Annotated in this window: 18 protein-coding genes, 2 rRNA genes and 1 pseudogene; 20 read left to right on the forward strand and 1 reads right to left on the reverse strand. The window is 46.5% G+C overall.

Annotated features, from left to right (window positions below):
- The 17 genes and pseudogenes from FYJ66_RS00005 to FYJ66_RS00085 all read left to right on the forward strand — a co-directional run.
- Window positions 1–114: ribosomal RNA gene (locus FYJ66_RS00005) — 23S ribosomal RNA — on the forward strand; the annotation flags it as partial.
- A 93-nt stretch (window positions 115–207) separates the two neighbouring features.
- Window positions 208–324 (forward strand): 5S ribosomal RNA (rrf, locus tag FYJ66_RS00010).
- Window positions 325–1,585: 1,261 nt separating this feature from the next.
- Window positions 1,586–2,998 (forward strand): alanine/glycine:cation symporter family protein, encoded by a 1,413-nt coding sequence (locus tag FYJ66_RS00015; RefSeq protein WP_154571481.1) that lies wholly within the window; start codon window positions 1,586–1,588, stop codon window positions 2,996–2,998.
- Between the two features lie 127 nt (window positions 2,999–3,125).
- Window positions 3,126–3,512, forward strand: coding sequence for a YlxM family DNA-binding protein (ylxM, locus tag FYJ66_RS00020; protein ID WP_154571482.1), 387 nt, complete (start codon window positions 3,126–3,128; stop codon window positions 3,510–3,512).
- Between the two features lie 123 nt (window positions 3,513–3,635).
- Entirely contained in the window at window positions 3,636–4,976 is a 1,341-nt protein-coding gene (gene ffh, locus FYJ66_RS00025; RefSeq protein WP_154571483.1) for a signal recognition particle protein, read from the forward strand.
- 96 nt (window positions 4,977–5,072) lie between these two features.
- Window positions 5,073–5,315, forward strand: a complete 243-nt coding sequence (gene rpsP / locus FYJ66_RS00030) for a 30S ribosomal protein S16 (protein ID WP_154571484.1) — start codon at window positions 5,073–5,075, stop codon at window positions 5,313–5,315.
- Window positions 5,316–5,324: 9 nt separating this feature from the next.
- Window positions 5,325–5,558: a KH domain-containing protein gene (locus FYJ66_RS00035; protein WP_154571485.1), complete on the forward strand. Its 234-nt coding sequence runs from the start codon at window positions 5,325–5,327 to the stop codon at window positions 5,556–5,558.
- A gap of 220 nt (window positions 5,559–5,778) precedes the next feature.
- A complete protein-coding gene (gene rimM / locus FYJ66_RS00040; protein WP_154571486.1) occupies window positions 5,779–6,297 on the forward strand; it encodes a ribosome maturation factor RimM in 519 nt (172 codons plus the stop codon).
- Between the two features lie 24 nt (window positions 6,298–6,321).
- The gene (trmD, locus tag FYJ66_RS00045; RefSeq protein ID WP_154571487.1) at window positions 6,322–7,077 is read left to right on the forward strand and encodes a tRNA (guanosine(37)-N1)-methyltransferase TrmD; all 756 of its coding nucleotides are present in this window, start codon (window positions 6,322–6,324) and stop codon (window positions 7,075–7,077) included.
- Window positions 7,078–7,098: 21 nt separating this feature from the next.
- Window positions 7,099–8,109, forward strand: a complete 1,011-nt coding sequence (locus FYJ66_RS00050; protein ID WP_154571488.1) for a biotin/lipoyl attachment domain-containing protein — start codon at window positions 7,099–7,101, stop codon at window positions 8,107–8,109.
- A 21-nt stretch (window positions 8,110–8,130) separates the two neighbouring features.
- Window positions 8,131–8,829, forward strand: coding sequence for a YggS family pyridoxal phosphate-dependent enzyme (locus FYJ66_RS00055; protein WP_154571489.1), 699 nt, complete (start codon window positions 8,131–8,133; stop codon window positions 8,827–8,829).
- Window positions 8,830–9,048: 219 nt separating this feature from the next.
- On the forward strand, window positions 9,049–9,582 hold the full coding sequence (locus tag FYJ66_RS00060; RefSeq protein ID WP_206156927.1) for a cell division protein SepF: 534 nt from the start codon (window positions 9,049–9,051) through the stop codon (window positions 9,580–9,582).
- Between the two features lie 5 nt (window positions 9,583–9,587).
- Window positions 9,588–9,869 carry a YggT family protein gene (locus FYJ66_RS00065; protein WP_154571491.1) on the forward strand — a complete coding sequence of 94 codons (282 nt, stop codon included), beginning with the start codon at window positions 9,588–9,590 and terminating at the stop codon, window positions 9,867–9,869.
- Window positions 9,870–9,936: 67 nt separating this feature from the next.
- A complete protein-coding gene (locus FYJ66_RS00070) occupies window positions 9,937–10,632 on the forward strand; it encodes a DivIVA domain-containing protein (protein WP_154571492.1) in 696 nt (231 codons plus the stop codon).
- 7 nt (window positions 10,633–10,639) lie between these two features.
- Window positions 10,640–11,173 carry a signal peptidase II gene (gene lspA, locus FYJ66_RS00075; RefSeq protein WP_154571493.1) on the forward strand — a complete coding sequence of 178 codons (534 nt, stop codon included), beginning with the start codon at window positions 10,640–10,642 and terminating at the stop codon, window positions 11,171–11,173.
- Entirely contained in the window at window positions 11,166–12,110 is a 945-nt protein-coding gene (locus FYJ66_RS00080) for an RluA family pseudouridine synthase (RefSeq protein ID WP_268878582.1), read from the forward strand. Before lspA ends, FYJ66_RS00080 begins: the two co-directional genes overlap by 8 nt.
- 231 nt (window positions 12,111–12,341) lie before the next feature.
- Window positions 12,342–12,911, forward strand: a pseudogene (locus tag FYJ66_RS00085) (flavin reductase family protein).
- 105 nt (window positions 12,912–13,016) lie between these two features.
- On the opposite strand, the gene FYJ66_RS00090 reads toward FYJ66_RS00085, so the two are convergent.
- The gene (locus tag FYJ66_RS00090; RefSeq protein ID WP_154571495.1) at window positions 13,017–14,726 is read right to left on the reverse strand and encodes an Rqc2 family fibronectin-binding protein; all 1,710 of its coding nucleotides are present in this window, start codon (window positions 14,724–14,726) and stop codon (window positions 13,017–13,019) included.
- Window positions 14,727–14,987: 261 nt separating this feature from the next.
- Here FYJ66_RS00090 and FYJ66_RS00095 point away from each other — a divergent pair, with 261 nt between their 5' ends.
- The 3 genes from FYJ66_RS00095 (at window position 14,988) to rpoZ (ending at window position 16,968) form a co-directional block, all read left to right on the forward strand.
- A complete protein-coding gene (locus tag FYJ66_RS00095; protein ID WP_154571496.1) occupies window positions 14,988–15,884 on the forward strand; it encodes a YicC/YloC family endoribonuclease in 897 nt (298 codons plus the stop codon).
- Window positions 15,885–16,005: 121 nt separating this feature from the next.
- Entirely contained in the window at window positions 16,006–16,629 is a 624-nt protein-coding gene (gene gmk, locus FYJ66_RS00100) for a guanylate kinase (protein ID WP_154571497.1), read from the forward strand.
- Window positions 16,630–16,968: a DNA-directed RNA polymerase subunit omega gene (rpoZ, locus tag FYJ66_RS00105; protein WP_154571498.1), complete on the forward strand. Its 339-nt coding sequence runs from the start codon at window positions 16,630–16,632 to the stop codon at window positions 16,966–16,968.
- Window positions 16,969–17,125: the final 157 nt, after the last annotated feature.

The following is a 17,125-nucleotide window of genomic DNA, read 5'->3' on the forward strand; positions in this document are numbered from 1 at the left end:
AAGATTTCCTCCGAAAGGTAAGACCCGTGGGAGACTACCACGTTGATAGGTCAGAAGTGTAAGTGAAGCGATTCATTCAGCTGACTGATACTAATAGGTCGAGAACTTGACCAGATGGTTTTCAAGAACTTGGAAGTGTTATTCAATTTTGAGGGCGCTGCTCTCACAAACAGCAGAAGGAAAACGGAGATATTCTTACTGCTCATATCTGGTGACAATAGCGAAGAGGATACACCTGTTCCCATCCCGAACACAGAAGTTAAGCTCTTCAGCGCTGATGATACTTGGCGGGAAGCTGCCCGGGAAATTAGGACGTCGCCAGTTAGGAAAAAGAGACACTCGAAAGGGTGTCTCTTTTGTTATATATGCTAGAAGGTGCTTCGGAGAATAGCAGCGTTACGTGGGCAGCTAAGATAGCAGTAGAAATTGGCATATCTGGTGATAGAACTGCTCGGGACAGTACAAGGAGCAGTAGAAACAGAAGAATGCTTAATCAATACTGCTCGAACAAGGGCGTCTGAGCAGTAGTGAAGTGAAAAGGTGGAAAGAGTACTGCTCGATTCTTGTTACACGAGCAGTAGAAATCGGCATATCTGCTGATAGAACTGCTCGGGACAGTAACAAGGAGCAGTAGAAACAGAAGAATGCTTAATCAATACTGCTCGAATAGGGGCGTTGTAGCAGTAGTGAAGTAAAAAAGGGGAAGGAGTACTGCTCGATTTGTTCTCTGCAAGCAGTAGAAAGTGGCAAATTTGCCTATAGAACTGCTCGGGACTGTAATAAGGAGCAGTAGAAACGAGAGAATTCTTAATCACTACTGCTCGAAGAGAGGTGTCGGAGCAGTAGTGAAGTGAAAAGGTGGAAAGAGTACTGCTCGATAAGTTATCCGCGAGCAGTAGAAAGTGGCAAATTTGCCTATAGAACTGCTCGAAACAACAACAAGGAGCAGTTCTATCCTTAAAATACTTGATCAGTACTGCTGTAGCATTCTTTTGCAGGCAGGAGATGAAGAAAATCTCCATGGTATACGGAAATCGTTCCATTCCATGGAACTGAGGTAGGAGATTTTCCATGATATACAAAAGAACTTATATATCATGGAGGTCGGTAAGGAACATTTCCATGATATATGGAAATGTTTCTGTATCATGGAGACCGAGAAGGATAATTTCCATGGTATACAAAAAAGTTCCTATATCATGGAAGCTCATATAAAATCCACCTCACCACAATCCCGCCGGTCCGGCCGCCAGTCATTCCAGAACCAATTTATCAAACACCATGTCGTCCGTCAGCCTGTCAGCTAATTGCAGCCGCCGATCCGGCCGCCAGCCGTCAACCAGCCGCCGGTCCGGCCGCCAGCCGTCAGCCGTGAACCAGCCGGCCGCAAGCCCATCAACTAACTAATCATCACAACCCAGGGGTCACCAGTCAATCATCCAATTTAACAACACGTTTTTTGTAAAAAAAGAAGGACAATTCTTGAATAGATTGAAGGTTTATGCAAAACTATATGAAGAGCACGGATTTTGGTATGTTGGTGCTCTGTTTTGTTATTTCTACGGTATTAAGAACGGAGTTTATTATGGTAAATGTGCTTAATACGATCGACAGTTATCTGTACTATCCAGTGCTGATAATCGTATTGATCGCAGGGGGACTTTATTTTTCTGGAAGAATTAAGTTTGCTCAAATCAGGCTTTTCGGGGAATCTGTCCGGGTTGTGATGGAGAAGCCGGAGGGTGATAATCAGGTTTCATCTTTCCAGGCACTTATGGTTTCAACTGCATCACGAGTTGGAACGGGAAATATTATCGGAGTATCCACTGCTGTTGTTTTGGGAGGCCCTGGAGCAATATTCTGGATGTGGCTTCTGGCGATTATTGGAGGAGCTTCCGCTTTTGTGGAAAGTACTCTTGCTCAGATATACAAACACGGTGATAAGAAAAACGGCTGCTATGGAGGACCGGGGTACTACATTGAAAGTGCTCTACACAAGAAGGGACTGGCAACATTGTTCGTGCTGTTCCTGATTGCCACATATGCTTTTGGATTTAACCTTCTGTGTTCATATAACCTTCAGTCCACCTTCGCTGTTTACGATTTTTACAACGAAAAGACTACCCCGCTGATAATCGGTATTGTAATTGCAATTCTTGTGGGAATCTGCATTATGGGCGGAGGCAAGAAGATCGTAAAGGTTACGGGAGTCCTTGTGCCTTTCATGGGTGCTGCATATGTGCTGATTTCACTGATTGTAATCATTGCGCATATTAAAGTCCTGCCATCAGTGTTCGTAATGATTTTCTCTGATGCCTTCGATTTCAAGAGCATTTTCAGTGGAGTTGCAGGATCCTGCATGGTATACGGTATCAAGAGAGGACTTTACTCAAACGAAGCTGGCGTAGGATCTGCTCCTAACGCTGCTGCATCTGCCATGGTGTCCCATCCTGTTAAACAGGGACTGGTTCAGATGCTTTCCGTATACATCGACACACTGCTGATCTGTACTGCAACAGCACTTATGTGCGTTTTCTCCGGAGTTCCGAGAACAGCTGATTCTGCAGGAGCCCCTTACGTGCAGGCAGCTATTTCAACAGTATTCGGCAAGTACGGACCTACTTTCATTACAATCGCAATGCTGATGTTTGCATTTACCACCTTGCTGGGCAACCTCTATTATGTGGACAACGCTCTGGCATTTCTCAATCACAAGAAGATGCCAGGAAAGAAGTTCATGACATGCTGGAGAATAATCTGCTGTCTGGTAGTAGTTGTAGGTGCAGTGATTCCAATGGATGCAGCCTGGGCCCTTGCAGACATTACAATGGGCGGCATGGCGCTGATCAACATTCCGGTTTGCATTGCCATCGGAGGAGTTGTATACAAAGCACTGGACGATTACATGAAACAGAAGAAAGCAGGACTCAACCCTGTTTTCCACGCAAGAGACATTGGAATGGATCCTTCAGAGCTGAATTTCTGGGGTGACGAGTAGAACCACAGCAGGATGGAATTATTCCTGTTGACGTTTAGAAAAGTACAGGGACTGTCAAAGAAAATCATTGACAGCCCCTTCTTTTATTGCTATATTATTACTTGCGACTGCAGACAGGAGGTAGATTATGGCTGATTCAAGAACAATTGGATCAGATGAAATAGGGAAGGTGGAGTTCAACAGTCTCCTTTTCGATTTCTACGGACAGCTGCTTCCGGCCAAGCAGAGGACGGTGATGGAGCTGTACCACGAAGACGATCTTTCACTGTCAGAGATAGCAGAGGATCTGAGCACCTCAAGGCAAGCCGTTCATTACACTCTTAAGCAGGCGGAAAAAAAGCTGGTCTCCTTCGAAGAAGCGCTGGGACTGGTTGAAAGGTTTTCAAGGAACAAGAGGGAAGCGGCCCGCGCATCAAAGATAGCTGAAAGCCTGAGAACATCCGTATCCGGGGATTCAGATGCCCAGAAAAGGCTCAGCGAACTGGAGAAGATTATAAGTTTTCTCGGTGAATGATCCCTGTTTAAACAAAAGAATCAAGGTAGATCACAGCAAGAATCAGAAATTATGAGCTGCTGATCCCGTGAAACTCATTTAATTACACAGAAATTACTCATATTCACATATAAGGAGATAGAATTGGCATTCGAAGGATTATCTGAAAAATTACAGGAAACCTTCAAGCACCTGAAGGGCAAAGGCGTTGTATCCGAGAAGGACATTGATGCTGCCATGAGGGAAGTTCGCCTGGCACTTCTGGAAGCCGATGTAAACTTCAAGGTTGTAAAGAAGTTTGTGGCAGAAGTGAAAGAGAAGGCACTTGGAGCCGAGGTTATGAAGAGCCTCACCCCGGGCCAGCAGGTAGTGAAGATCGTCAAAGATCAGATGGTGGAACTGATGGGAGGTACCAACAGCCGTCTCACCTATTCCTCCAGCGGATTTACAATCTACATGCTGGTAGGTCTCCAGGGAACTGGTAAGACTACCACCTGCGGCAAGCTGGCATCCTGGCTGAAACAGAACGGAAAGAAGCCTATGCTCTGCGCATGTGACGTTTACAGACCTGCAGCCATAGATCAGCTGGAAATAGTAGGTAAGGCTGTGAACACACCGGTTTTCACCATGAGAGACGAGAAGGATCCGGTGAAGATTGCAAAGGCGGCCATCGACAGGGCTGAATCCATGGGATTGAACGTTCTCATTGTGGATACAGCCGGAAGACTTCAAATCGACGAAGATCTGATGAACGAGCTGTCCAGCCTTAAGAAAGAGATCAGACCTCACGAGATCCTTCTCGTAGTGGACGCTCTCACCGGTCAGGACGCTGTAAACATTGCTACAGGGTTTGACGAGAGACTGGGCGTTGACGGAATTATCATGACCAAGATGGATGGTGATTCCAGAGGCGGTGCAGCCCTTTCTGCCAAGGCAGTTACAGGCAAGCCTATTAAGTTTATGGGTGTAGGCGAGAAATACGATGCTCTCGAACCATTTCACCCTGAAAGAATAGCTTCAAGAATACTGGGAATGGGAGACGTTATGTCTCTCATCGAAAAAGCCGAATCCACATACACTGAGGAAGAAGCTAACAGAATAGAAGAACGGTTCAGAAAGAATCAGTTCGATCTCAATGATTTTCTTGACCAGATGGCGCAGATCAACAAGATGGGGGGAGTAGCCAAGATACTTGATATGATCCCAGGAATAAGCGCTGCTGACAAGAGAAACATCGATACAGAGCGGGGCGTAAAGGAACTGGATAGATACAAGGCGGTAATCCTTTCAATGACCAAGGAAGAGCGGGCAAATCCGAAGATCCTGAACGCCAGCAGAAGAAAGCGCATTGCCGCAGGAAGCGGACAGAGCGTCAATACAATTAACAAGCTTATCAAGAGCTATGAAGAGATGAGAGCCATGATGAAGAAATTCAACAATCCGAAAGCTCTCAAGAGAAATAAACTTTTCAGAGGATTGATGTAGCGGAATCTTCCGCTTAGCAATATAACGGGCATAGTCGCAAGAACCTGCCCGGTCAAAATAGTCTTTTCACATAATAAACATACCAAGGAGGAAATAATGGTAAAGATCAGACTGAAGAGAATCGGAGCTCACAAGAAGCCTTTCTACAGAGTAGTTGTAGCAGACTCCCGTACACCAAGAGACGGAAGATTCATTGAGGAGCTGGGAACATACGATCCACTGAAGGATCCTGCAGAGATCAAGATCGACGCTGAGAAGGCTCAGAAGTGGCTTGACAACGGAGCTCAGCCTACTGAGACAGTAAGATCCCTGCTGAAGAAGTCAGGCATTATAAAGTAGGTGCAGACTATGTCTGGGCTGGTAGAGGCAATCGCAAAGTCTCTCGTAGCTAATCCGGACGAGGTCGTAGTCACCGAAGAGGTAAATGGCAATAACATTGTTGTCAGTCTCAGGGTAGCGAAGGACGATATGGGAAAAGTTATCGGAAAACAGGGCCGTATCGCCAAGGCTATCCGAACAGTCGTCAAGGCTGCAGCGATCAAGCAGAATAAAAGGGTGACTGTCGATATCATCGATGAATAGCAGCAAGCGAGAAAACGCTGTGCGATGAGCAAGAAAAAACATAAGGAGCATGCGGCTGAGCTGCGTGCTCCTTTTTTTTGAGGTGTGACGGTAGAGTGCAATGGCCGTAACTGAGCCGTAATTGAAATGAATCACGGGATAATGTAAAATCTAAGAGTTAATCAGTCAGACAAAATGGGAAAAATCCGGCTTTTTAGAAGATCTGCGGGGAGGTAACAGAATGGAAGACAGAAAGTTTGTCAGGATGGGAAGATTTACTTCCTCAGTGGGCCTGAAGGGCGAGATGAAAGTCACTCTTTATAATGAAGAGACTGTTAATTTCAAGAAGGGGGCAGAGGTATACCTGGGTGTTTCAGGTGGAAAAAAACCTTTCACAGTGCGCAGTGTCCGGAATCACAACGGAACGGTAATTGCTGCACTGGAGGGCGTTGCAGACCGGAACGCATCCGATTCCCTTAGAAATACTGAATTTTTTATGGACGAAGAAGATCTTGAAGAGCTTCCTGAAGGTTATCACTATGTAGAAGACCTGATCGGCATGAAGGTGTATGATCTTAATTCAGCCAGGGAAATTGGAACTGTAAAGGACATACTGACCAACACCCCTCAGGAGGTATACGTAGTAGAGAGGGAAGATGCCGGAGATGTTATGATCCCTGCAGTGGAGAATTTTGTCAGGGAAATCGACACTGAGAACGAAGTCATCAAAGTGGCTCTGATTCCGGGCTTCCTTGATTAAGACCAGATAGGACAGGTATAGAAATTGAAGATAAATATTCTGACAATTTTTCCGGAAATGTTTTCACCTCTGAATGAGAGCATGCTGGGAAGGGCCAGGGAGAAAGGTATTCTCCAGTACAACATTGTAAATATCAGAGATTATACTGAGGACAAGCACAACCGGGTTGATGACACCCCTTTCGGAGGAGGCCCGGGGATGGTCATGCAGTACCAGCCTGTGATTGATGCTTTCAGAGAGAATAAAATGGGAGGCAGGGTTATCTACATGTCTCCCCGGGGACAGCAGCTTACAGGCAAACTGGCAAGAGACATATCCCAGGAGGAGGAAATTACCATTCTCTGCGGCCATTATGAGGGCGTAGACCAGAGAATTCTGGATGAGCTGGGTGCTCAGGAAATCACCATAGGAGATTATGTGGTTACCGGAGGTGAACTGCCTGCAATGATTCTGATCGATGCGTCGGCCAGATTCATTGAGGGGGTCCTCAGCAGCAATGAATCTGTAATGGAAGAAAGTGTATATTCCGGTTTGCTTGAATATCCCCAGTATACGAGACCAAGATCCATAGGTGAAAGAGAGGTGCCGGAAATTCTCCTCAGCGGAGATCACGGAGCCATAGACATCTGGAGACTGGGAAAATCAATGGAAATCACCGGAAGAAACAGGCCGGAGATGCTGGAGGAATATCTCAAGAACAGGACTTTTACAAAAAAAGAAAAAAAGACTCTGATTGAAATGGGTTTTTCTCACATCATTGAAAACCATGATAGAAAATAGAGCTGATAGCAGGCGGATAGCATGAAAAGAAAAACGAAAATGGGAATCTTGCTGTGGGCAGCCGCAGTGATCATCTGCATGATAATAATATATGTGCTGCCTTCAGTAGCAGGAGTTTTTGACAGATCCTATGTGGCACAATACGGCAGTGTAGATGTAACAGATGATGTAGATGCCTATATTGTAAGGGATGAAACTGTGTATACAGCTCCTTCCGGTGGCACAATAAATCAGCTGGCCAAAGAGGGACAGCTGGTAAATGGTAATTCCCGGATAATAGAGATAACAGGAAAGGGCGACAGCAAGAAATCAGGATCATCTGAGAGCATCCTGAAGGCTCTTGGAAAAAAAGCAGAAAGTGCAGAGGAAGGTGTGGCCTCGGCTTCAGGATACGTAAGCTATTACATAGACGGGTCAGAAGGGAAGCTCACCACATCCAGAGCAGATAAGATCACGGAAAAATATCTTGATAAGTACGGGGACACCTCGGTGAAGAAATTCGGAACAGGTTCTGTGGCAAAGGGAGAACCTGTGTTCAAGATCGTCACAAACGGCGACTGGCTCGTTATCTTTTTTGTAGATAAAGACCAGAAGAATCATTACACTGAGGGAAGCAGCGTCACCATGAGATTCCCTGATGAAAGCAACGACGTAACAGGCACCGTACGCTCCGTAACAAAGGACGGAAGCAAATACCGGGTGGCAATTGATTCCAACATGATGTTCAAGTCAATGCTAAGCAAAAGAAAGGTATCAGTTTCGGTGACCAATGCCAGCGCAGATGGAATTGTAGTTAAGTGCAGCAGCATTGTGAAGAAAAAAGGTCAGACCGGCGTCATCGTTAAGAACAAGGTGGGAAAGCTGATTTTCAAGCCGGTTATGATAAAGGCCGACAACGGAGAGGAAGCTGCCGTCTACCAGGATCTGTACATGGACAGCGATGGTAATTTCCACAAAACGATGACAGTGTACGATGAAGTGCTGAAGAATCCGGGAAAAAACGAAATTAAAGAAGCCAGTGTTTTGAAATAACACCAGAAGGGAAGTGCACAAATGGGAGTAAGAGAGAATTATCTGGAAGTATTGAACAAGAAAAATCAGGCAGCATTAAGGGCCGGCAGAAACCCAGAGGACATAACACTGATGGCAGTTACAAAGCTCCACACTGTGGATGAGATTAATGAAGCCATTGACGCAGGAGCTACGGATATAGGGGAAAACAAGGTCCAGGAACTGCTCAGCAAGTATGAGGATGTTAAGCCTGTAAGATGGCACCTTATAGGTCACCTGCAGACAAACAAGGTTAAACAGATCATAGACAAGGTAGTCATGATTCACTCAGTAGACTCTCTCCATCTGGCAGAAGAAATCAACAAGAGAGCCGGAAACGCCGGTCTGGTCATGGATATCCTCATAGAAATCAACGTAGGAGAGGAAGAGACGAAGACAGGAATTCAGGCTGAGGAGCTTATGGATCTTGCAAAAGAAATTACAGATACCTGCGAGAACGTGCGGCTCAGAGGTGTTATGTGCATACCCCCTTATGGAGAGGATCCGGAAGTTTCCAGAAAGTATTTCAGAGAGACAAGAGAACTCTTTGAAAAATTACAGCAGCTGGGTCTTCCTGAAGACAGGGCTCTTATTGACACCCTTTCCATGGGAATGAGCGGAGATTATGAAACGGCCGTTGAAGAAGGTTCCACAATTGTGAGAGTGGGAAGCGCGATTTTTGGAAAAAGAAACTACAGATAAGAAATCTTACAGCAGTCCCGAAACCTGGCAACAGTCAGATGAATTTTTACATGAAGAAGATGGAGGGGTGAAACTGTGTGGAAATTTTGAAAATCCTTCCAATCATATATATTTTGCCGGGAATTACTGTATAATAAATATTAGATTGTCTGAGCCGGCATAAACCTGAGACACCGGCTGACAGCAACACGTTCGTAACATGTGATGGAGGACGAAGACATGGGATTAAAAGGGATAATGAACACCGTTCTCGGAACTGACACCGAAGACGATGAAATTGAAATAACAGAAGAAGAAATTGAAGAAGCAAAGGCAAGACTGAACAAGAAAGAGGCTCCGAAGCCAGCTGCTGAACAGAGAAACAAGGATACTGGAGTAAAGGGAAATGCCCAGTACGAGCAGATTGCTCCTATGATTTCAAGGGGGCCTCAGGCAAAGAGAATGTCCATGAACGGATCAGGGCCTTTCAAGATGCTGGTAATTGAACCGGCTAATTTTGACGAGTGCACAAAGCTGGTGGACAATCTTAAGTCCAGAAAGCCTGTTATAATCAATCTGGAGAGGGTGGAGACAGACCTGGCCAGAAAGATGTTCGACTTCATGAGCGGCGCCACATACGCTCTTAACGGAAACGTTCAGAAGGTTACTTCAAATATTTTCATATTTGCCCCTGCAAATGTGGATATTGCGGCAAAAGTCAACAGAGAAAGCAATGATGCCGGATATGGAGATAACCGCAGCCCGTGGAGGTAGGTTCCATGGCGGTTATTCTGGCCAGGGCCGTTCACTGGTTCTGTGAGATACTGATTTTTCTGCTGGTTCTCAGAGCTCTGATGAGCTGGTTCGCAGGAAGCGGAAGTTCTCCTGTAACATCCATATACAGATTTGCTGTGGAGCTGACAGAGCCTATTGTGGCACCCATAAGAAAGGCTATGTCCAGGTTCAATACAGGAGCCCTGGATTTTTCAGTGCTGGTGGCATTTCTGCTGATTGAAGTGGTGGAAAGTCTGGTAATACGACTGATATTTTTGATTTTCTAATAGATGTAACAATTTTGGCTGACCCGGCTGTTCCGGTGAAGCGCACGAAAGGTAAGGTAACGCACAAATGATAATGCCGGTGGATATCGACAAGAAAGAATTCAGCAGAGATAAGAAGGGATACAACTCCAGAGAGGTAGATGAGTTCCTGGATCTTATCATAGTTGACTATGAGAAGGTTCTCACTGACAACAGGAACATGGCTCACAAGATCAAGTTCCTGGAGAAGCAGGTAAGTGAGGCTCAGAAGTCAGATACAGCTATGCTGGAAACACTGGAAACAGCCAAGAGACTCATGGCTGATATTTCAGCCAGTGCTGAGAGAAGAGCAGAGCTGATGATGAGAGATGCTGAGCTGGAAGCAGAGAACATGCTTCTGGAGGCAAAGACAACTGTCAGAAAGCTTAACGAGGAGCATCTGGTTCTCAAGAATAAGGTTGAGAGACTGAGAGCAAACTACAGCAGAATGCTGAAGGATGAACTGGCAGCTCTGGAGCAGGATGATTACGGCCTTCTGCCTGATATTGACAGAAGCGATATTCCTGACATCGAGCAGGAGCTGGGACCTCAGGCAGAAACTGCAAAGGAACCTGTGAACCAGGATACACTGGTTATCAGAAGAAAGAGCGACGACACACTGGCTGCTCCGGATCAGTCTGATTCCGCTCCAAAGAAGATGGCTACAGTATCCGATCTGTCTGAAAGCCTGAAGCAGATTGCCAGCGAGAAGACAAAGATCGACGACACCATCATTCTGAAGTAGAGCAGGGATGATCGCAGGACTTATTTGCCTGATCATTGCTGCTGATCAGCTGGTGAAATATATAATAAGATGCGATTTCCAGGAAGGAGAGACGCTCCCCGTCATACAGGACGTGTTCCATATCACGTATGTGAGGAACAGGGGAGCGGCTTTTAGTATGTTCCAGAATCAGCCCTTCATCACCATACTGATTCCGGTAATATTCATGGTGGCCTGCCTCGTGTTCCTGATCTGGGCAAGGAAGAACCATGAGAGCAGACTTCAGCAGGTGGCTGTGGCCATGATTCTGGCCGGGGGAACTGGAAATCTTATTGACAGAATAGTCCTTGGATATGTGACAGATATGTTCGACTTCAGGGTTTTTCCGGTGTTTAATGTGGCCGACATGGCTGTTACAGGAGGCTGCGCCCTGCTCCTGATTTACTTTGTGTTTTTCGAGGAGAAAAAGACTTCCGGTTCAGGTGGTGACAGGAACCGCCGGGAGAACACTGATATCAAGAAAGACCAATCTGAACAGAAAGGGGGAGATGGAGATGAGTGAAATCAGAACTCTGAAAGCTTCAGATGAAAATTCAGGGCTCAGGCTGGATGCCTTTATCCCCAAGGCAGATGACACCATTTCCCGGAACTTCGCCCAGATCCTCATCTCTCAGGGAGCCGTAACCGTAAACGGAACCCCGGAACTGTCAAAGAAGAAAAAGATTTTTCCAGGAGACACAGTAACTCTTGAACTTCCAGATCCGGAGCCTCTGGAAGCTGAGCCTCAGAACATACCCATAGAAATCGTCTACGAAGACCAGGACCTGATCGTTGTAAACAAGCCTCAGGGCATGGTGGTCCATCCGGCGCCGGGAAATCCTGACGGAACCCTGGTAAACGCCTTGCTTTACCATTGCGGCAACAGCCTGTCTTCAATAAACGGTGTGATAAGGCCCGGGATAGTCCACAGAATCGACAAGGACACAAGCGGCCTTCTCATGGCTGCAAAAAACGACCAGGCCCACGAATCTCTGGCTCTCCAGCTCAGGGAACACTCGGTGACCAGAAGGTATACGGCCCTGGTTTTTGACAACATTCAGCAGGATTCTCTCACAATTGACCAGCCTATCGGAAGAGATTACAACAACAGGATGAAGCGGTGTGTGGGAGGAAGCAACATGAAGGAGGCTGTAACCCACGTCAGGGTGCTGGAGCGCTTCGGAGGGTACACTCTGGTGTCCTGTGTTCTGGAAACAGGAAGGACCCACCAGATAAGGGTTCACATGTCTTATATAAAACATCCTCTGGTAGGTGATCCACTTTACGGCCCGAAGAACAGAAAGGTACCCTTCCAAACCAGCGGGCAGATGCTTCATGCGGGAGTTCTGGGTTTCGTCCATCCACGGACTGGTGAATACATGGAATTTTCCGTGCCCATTCCGGAGGAGTTTCAGAAGGCGGTGGATGTTCTGGAAAAAAAGAAGACCGGCGGGAGATAGGCTTCGGACTGCTGCGAGGGGAAACTGAACGGACAATGAAATCGTTTTTTTTGAAAGGAAGATGCAGCGCCTCTAATGGAAAAGAAAAAAACCAGAAAAAACAGAAAATCTTACGGTCCAAAGAACAGGCCAGAGGGAAATAATTTTTCCAAATCGAAGAAGACCGGCGGAAAGAGGCAGGAAGCTGAGGGACGGACACCGGCCAGAAAAGTCACGGTGAAGCCTGGCCCTATGCTGTATCCACTGCCTTCAGTTATGGTGAGCTGCGGCACAATGGAAAACAGCAACATCATCACTGTAGGGTGGACTGGAATAGTGAACACAGATCCTCCAATGACATACGTTTCAATAAGAAAATCAAGGTTCTCTCACCAGATAATCAGAGAAACCGGGGAATTTGTCATCAATCTGACCTCTGCAGATCTTACAAGATGGTGCGATTACTGCGGTGTTAAATCCGGCAGGAATGTGGACAAGTTCAAGGAAACAGGTCTGACAAAGGAGAAATGACAGGTGGTCAGGGCTCCCATGATAGCTGAATCACCTCTCAGCCTTGAGTGCGTCGTTAAAGAGGTGAAAGAGCTTCCAAGCCACGACATGTTCCTGGCTGAAATTGTATCAGTTCACATTGATGAAAGACTTATCGACGAAAAGGGTAAATACCAGTTCGAGAACATGGACCTTACGGCCTACTGCCACGGCGAATATTTTTCACTGAACAGGAAACCTCTGGGTTTCTTCGGTTATTCGGTAATGAAGCCTAAGACCAGGAAAAAACTGAAGGGAAAGAGAAGACCCTGAGGAAAGGCTCTGAGGATAGCTTAAGAGCTTCATGAGATTATACAAAACAGGCAGACTGCCTCTCCATTTCGGTGAGCTGTCTGTCTGTTCTTGTTTTTTGTTCTGTTAATCTGCCTTGGTATCTGTGGTATCAGGCAGTTTCGGGTTAACGTAAACTGTGGTGTTGTGGGTGAAAATCACCATTCCCGGCTTTGCACCTGCCGGTTTCTTTACGTGGCGGACGGGAACGAAGTCCACGGCAACGTTTTCTGACTCCCGGGCCTTGCTGTGCCATGCAGCAGCCGAGGCAGCTGCATAAATGGTTTCAGCCGGAACATCGTCGGCAGTCTGTCCCGGTTCCAGTGGCAGGATAACGTGGGACCCTGGAATGTCCTTAGTATGGAACCAGAGGTCGTTCTTTGAGGCGTGCTTCGTTGTTAGCCAGTCGTTTTCCTTGTTGTTTCTGCCTACAAGGATAGTTTCTCCAGAAGGAAGCTGGTATTTCAACGGGGCCATCTTCGCCTTAGGCCTTTTGATTCCCGCCTTCTTCCGGGCTCTTACATAACCGGTTTCAGTAAGTTCCTCCCGGATCTGGTCCAGCTGCTCCTCAGAGTCAGCCCGCTGGATGTTCAGCAGGACGGAGTTCAGATACTGAATATCGCTGTCAGTTTCCTCCAGCTGGCTCTGCTTTTCATGGATGGCAGTGTGAGCTTTGCTGTACTTCTTGAAATAGTGCTGAGCATTTCTGGATGGAGACAGCTTTGGGCTGAGAGGTATGGTTACCGGCTCGTTTGTGTAGTAATTGATTACCTGGGCTGTCTCAGATCCTTGTTTTATATTGTGGAGATTTGCAGTGATCAGTTCGCCGTAAAGCCGGTATTTCTGGGAATTCCTGGCTCTCAGAAGGTCCTCCTCAAGACGCTGCTTCTTAAGCTGGGCCTTGTCCAGAGCGGCTTTTACAGTTCGCTGAAGAGGAACAGACTTCTGCTTCACCATGTTGCTGCTTGCCCGGTGAGAGAAGTAATACTCCGCAGCGCTGCTGAGATCAGGAAAAATTTTTTCCTCAAGGCCTGAGTATTCCCCAAGTGGACAAAGGTGAAACTCCCGGGGGCCTGATTTCTCATCAACATACACAACGGCTTCCGGATGATCTGACTGGGCCCTCTGTATTATCTGGTTAATTTCAGATACGGGAGAAGGGGCAGCTGCCAGCTCCCTGGCCATTGCCGGAGAAATGCCCCCTATGTGATCCAGAAGATACCTGCTGTTAACCTGGTCAGGCATAGGAACCAGTGACGGGTCTTCTGCCCACTGGCGGAAAGGAATCTTTTCCTGTGCAGGAGGATACTTGTAGACAATTCCGGGAAGAAGCTGCCGGTATCTGTTTACGTCGATGGATATGTGTTTGATGCAGTCCAGAATCTTTCCTGACTCCAGATCAATAAGGCAGATGTTGCTGTGTTTGCCCATGATCTCAAAAATGAGCCTTCTGGAAACATCGAACCCCATCTCTGTCTGGGCCTCCAGATCTATTTCCAGGATTCTTTCAGAATCCTTCTGGTGCACGTCCATTATTCTGGCTCCCTGTATGTATTTTCTCAGGAGCATGCAGAAATTTGGAGGAGTTACCGGGTTTCTGTATTTCTCATTTGTGAGGCACACTCTGGCGGACTGACTGCCGCAGGAGCCTATTAGTCTGTAGTTGCCGTTCCTGGTGTGGACCTGGAGAATCAGATCCTCCGGAGAAGGCTGGTATATTTTATCTATCTTACCTGTGGTCAGGATCCGGGACAGTTCACCGGCCATACCCATGGTAAATATTCCGTCAAAAGCCATAATTCCCTTTCTGGCAAAACTGGTTTCAAAGTGGACAATTACAGGTCCTGCCCATGTATTGTCCCTTTGAAGCCGGTCGCCTCTTTACAAAATCCCTACTACTATATCATCAGAAACGGTGATTTTCAACGAAAGGCCCGCTGTTAACTGTGGTTTCAAAGTGGTAAAATACAAAGGTATGGCGCCGCATAGATTAGGAGAAAGCAGGCGCCTGTCATGCATAAATATTACGAGACTGTTAAGTTAAAGAGGTACAGATTTATGATCAGCAGTATGACGGGATTCGGAAGAGGAGAGTACATTGATGACAGCAGAAGCATTACCGCAGAAATGAAGGGAGTGAACCACAGATACTGCGATGTATATGTAAAGATGCCTAAGAAATATGCCTTTGCAGAGGAGAAGATCAGAAGCACTGTAAAGGAAAGGCTCAAGAGGGGAAAAATCGAAGTGACGATTACAGTTGATGATTTCAACCAGTCCTCCGGTGACATCCGGGTCAACATGGCCACTGCAAAGCAGTATTACAGCGCCCTCTCTCAACTGCAGGACGCCTTCGGCTTCGGAACGGAAGGTAATGGAGGAATGTCTCTGAAGCTGCTGGCGGAAATGCCAGATGTCATCAAGTGCATGCCTGTAAAAGAAGACGAAGATCTTGTTACATCCCAGATAATGACAGCCGTCAACATGGCTGTGGATGGGATGATGCAGATGAGGAAAACAGAGGGAAAGAAGCTTGCAGAGGATATACTGAAAAGAGCAGAAATCATCAGCAATATCAGGGCTCAGATAGTTGAAAGAGCCCCTATGGTTAAAAGCGACTATAAGGACAAGATGAAGGCTAGAATAAGCGAACTGCTGGGCAGCGACGTTCAAATTCCAGAGGAAAGAATACTGGTGGAGGCAGCTGTATTTGCAGACAAGGCGGACATAACTGAAGAACTGGTGCGCCTGGACAGCCACATTAATCAGCTTAAAGAGTTCGTAGAAGATGACAGCCAGGCCATAGGAAAGAAAATAGACTTCCTGGTTCAGGAGATGAACAGGGAAGCCAACACCATAGGTTCCAAGTCCAACGACACGAAGATTACGGCCCTGATGATCGATCTTAAAGCTGAAATAGAGAAAATCAGGGAACAGGTACAGAATATAGCATAGGAACGAAACCCCTGAAATACTGGGCATAAGAATGAAAGGGAGTCTTTGGAAAAACATTGCAGAACCTTGAAGGATAGCGGGTTTCTGTGATAAAATATCTAGTCACAGAAAGGAATCAGTTATGAAAGATTTGATCAGCCGTAAGGGGAAGCTGTTTGTGATTTCAGGCCCTTCAGGTACGGGCAAGGGAACAGTCTGCAAGAGGATCAAGCAGGATATGCACATGGACCTGTCCGTTTCTATGACAACCAGAGAACCCAGGAAAGGCGAGGTAGAGGGAAGAGATTACTTTTTCGTTACGGAAGATGAATTCCTGGAGAACATTGAACAGGGAAATCTTCTTGAACACGCAGAAGTATATAACCACAGATACGGTACACCGAGAGATGCGGTTATGAAGAAGCTGGCTATGAATCACAATGTTCTTCTTGAAATTGACATCCAGGGAGGCCTGCAGGTAAAGAGATCCATGCCTGAGAGCGTGCTCATATTCCTCCTTCCTCCATCTCTGAAGGAATTGAGGAAGAGGCTGTCAGGAAGAGGCACAGACGCTCCTGAGGTAGTGGAAGAGAGGCTGTCCAAGGCTTTAAATGAGATCAAACTTCTGGGTGAATACGACTACTGCGTAGTGAATGATAATCTGGATGATGCGGTAATGAAGACAGAAAGCATTATAAGGGCAGAGGGCCTGCGGGTTCCTGACAAGATAATGCCTGTTGTACGCAAATATGAGGAGGAAGAATAAATGTTATTGTACCCATCTATTAACGAGCTGACTGAGAAGGCTGACAGCAAGTACACTCTTGCAATGCTGGCTGCGAAGAGAGCCAGAGATATTATTGATGGCAAGCCTGTACTCACAGAGCATGAGAAGGAGCGCCCTGTAAGCACAGCTACCTATGAGATCTCAGAAGACCTTATTACATACAGGAGAGTTGAGGAAGAAGAGGTCCAGACTGAGCCTGTACATGTGTCTGAAACAGATATTTCTGATGATGAGACAGATGAGGATGAGTCTGAAGAAGACTCAGATGAAGAATCAGAAGCCGGAGATGAAGAGGCTGAAGATACTGAAGAAGAATAGTTTGTTAGCACAATATGGAAACTTTAAGGTGGAGATCATTAGATTTCCACTTTTTGTATAATAGGGTTTAATCAGCAGACAAACAGTTCATGTCCATGGGGATCTGGAGAAAACAATAGAAGCCGGTGAGAAAGGCTGGGAAATGGACTGGAGGAGA

The organism is Allobaileyella intestinalis, from assembly GCF_009695865.1.
Classification (GTDB): Bacteria; Bacillota; Clostridia; order Peptostreptococcales; family Anaerovoracaceae; genus Allobaileyella; species Allobaileyella intestinalis.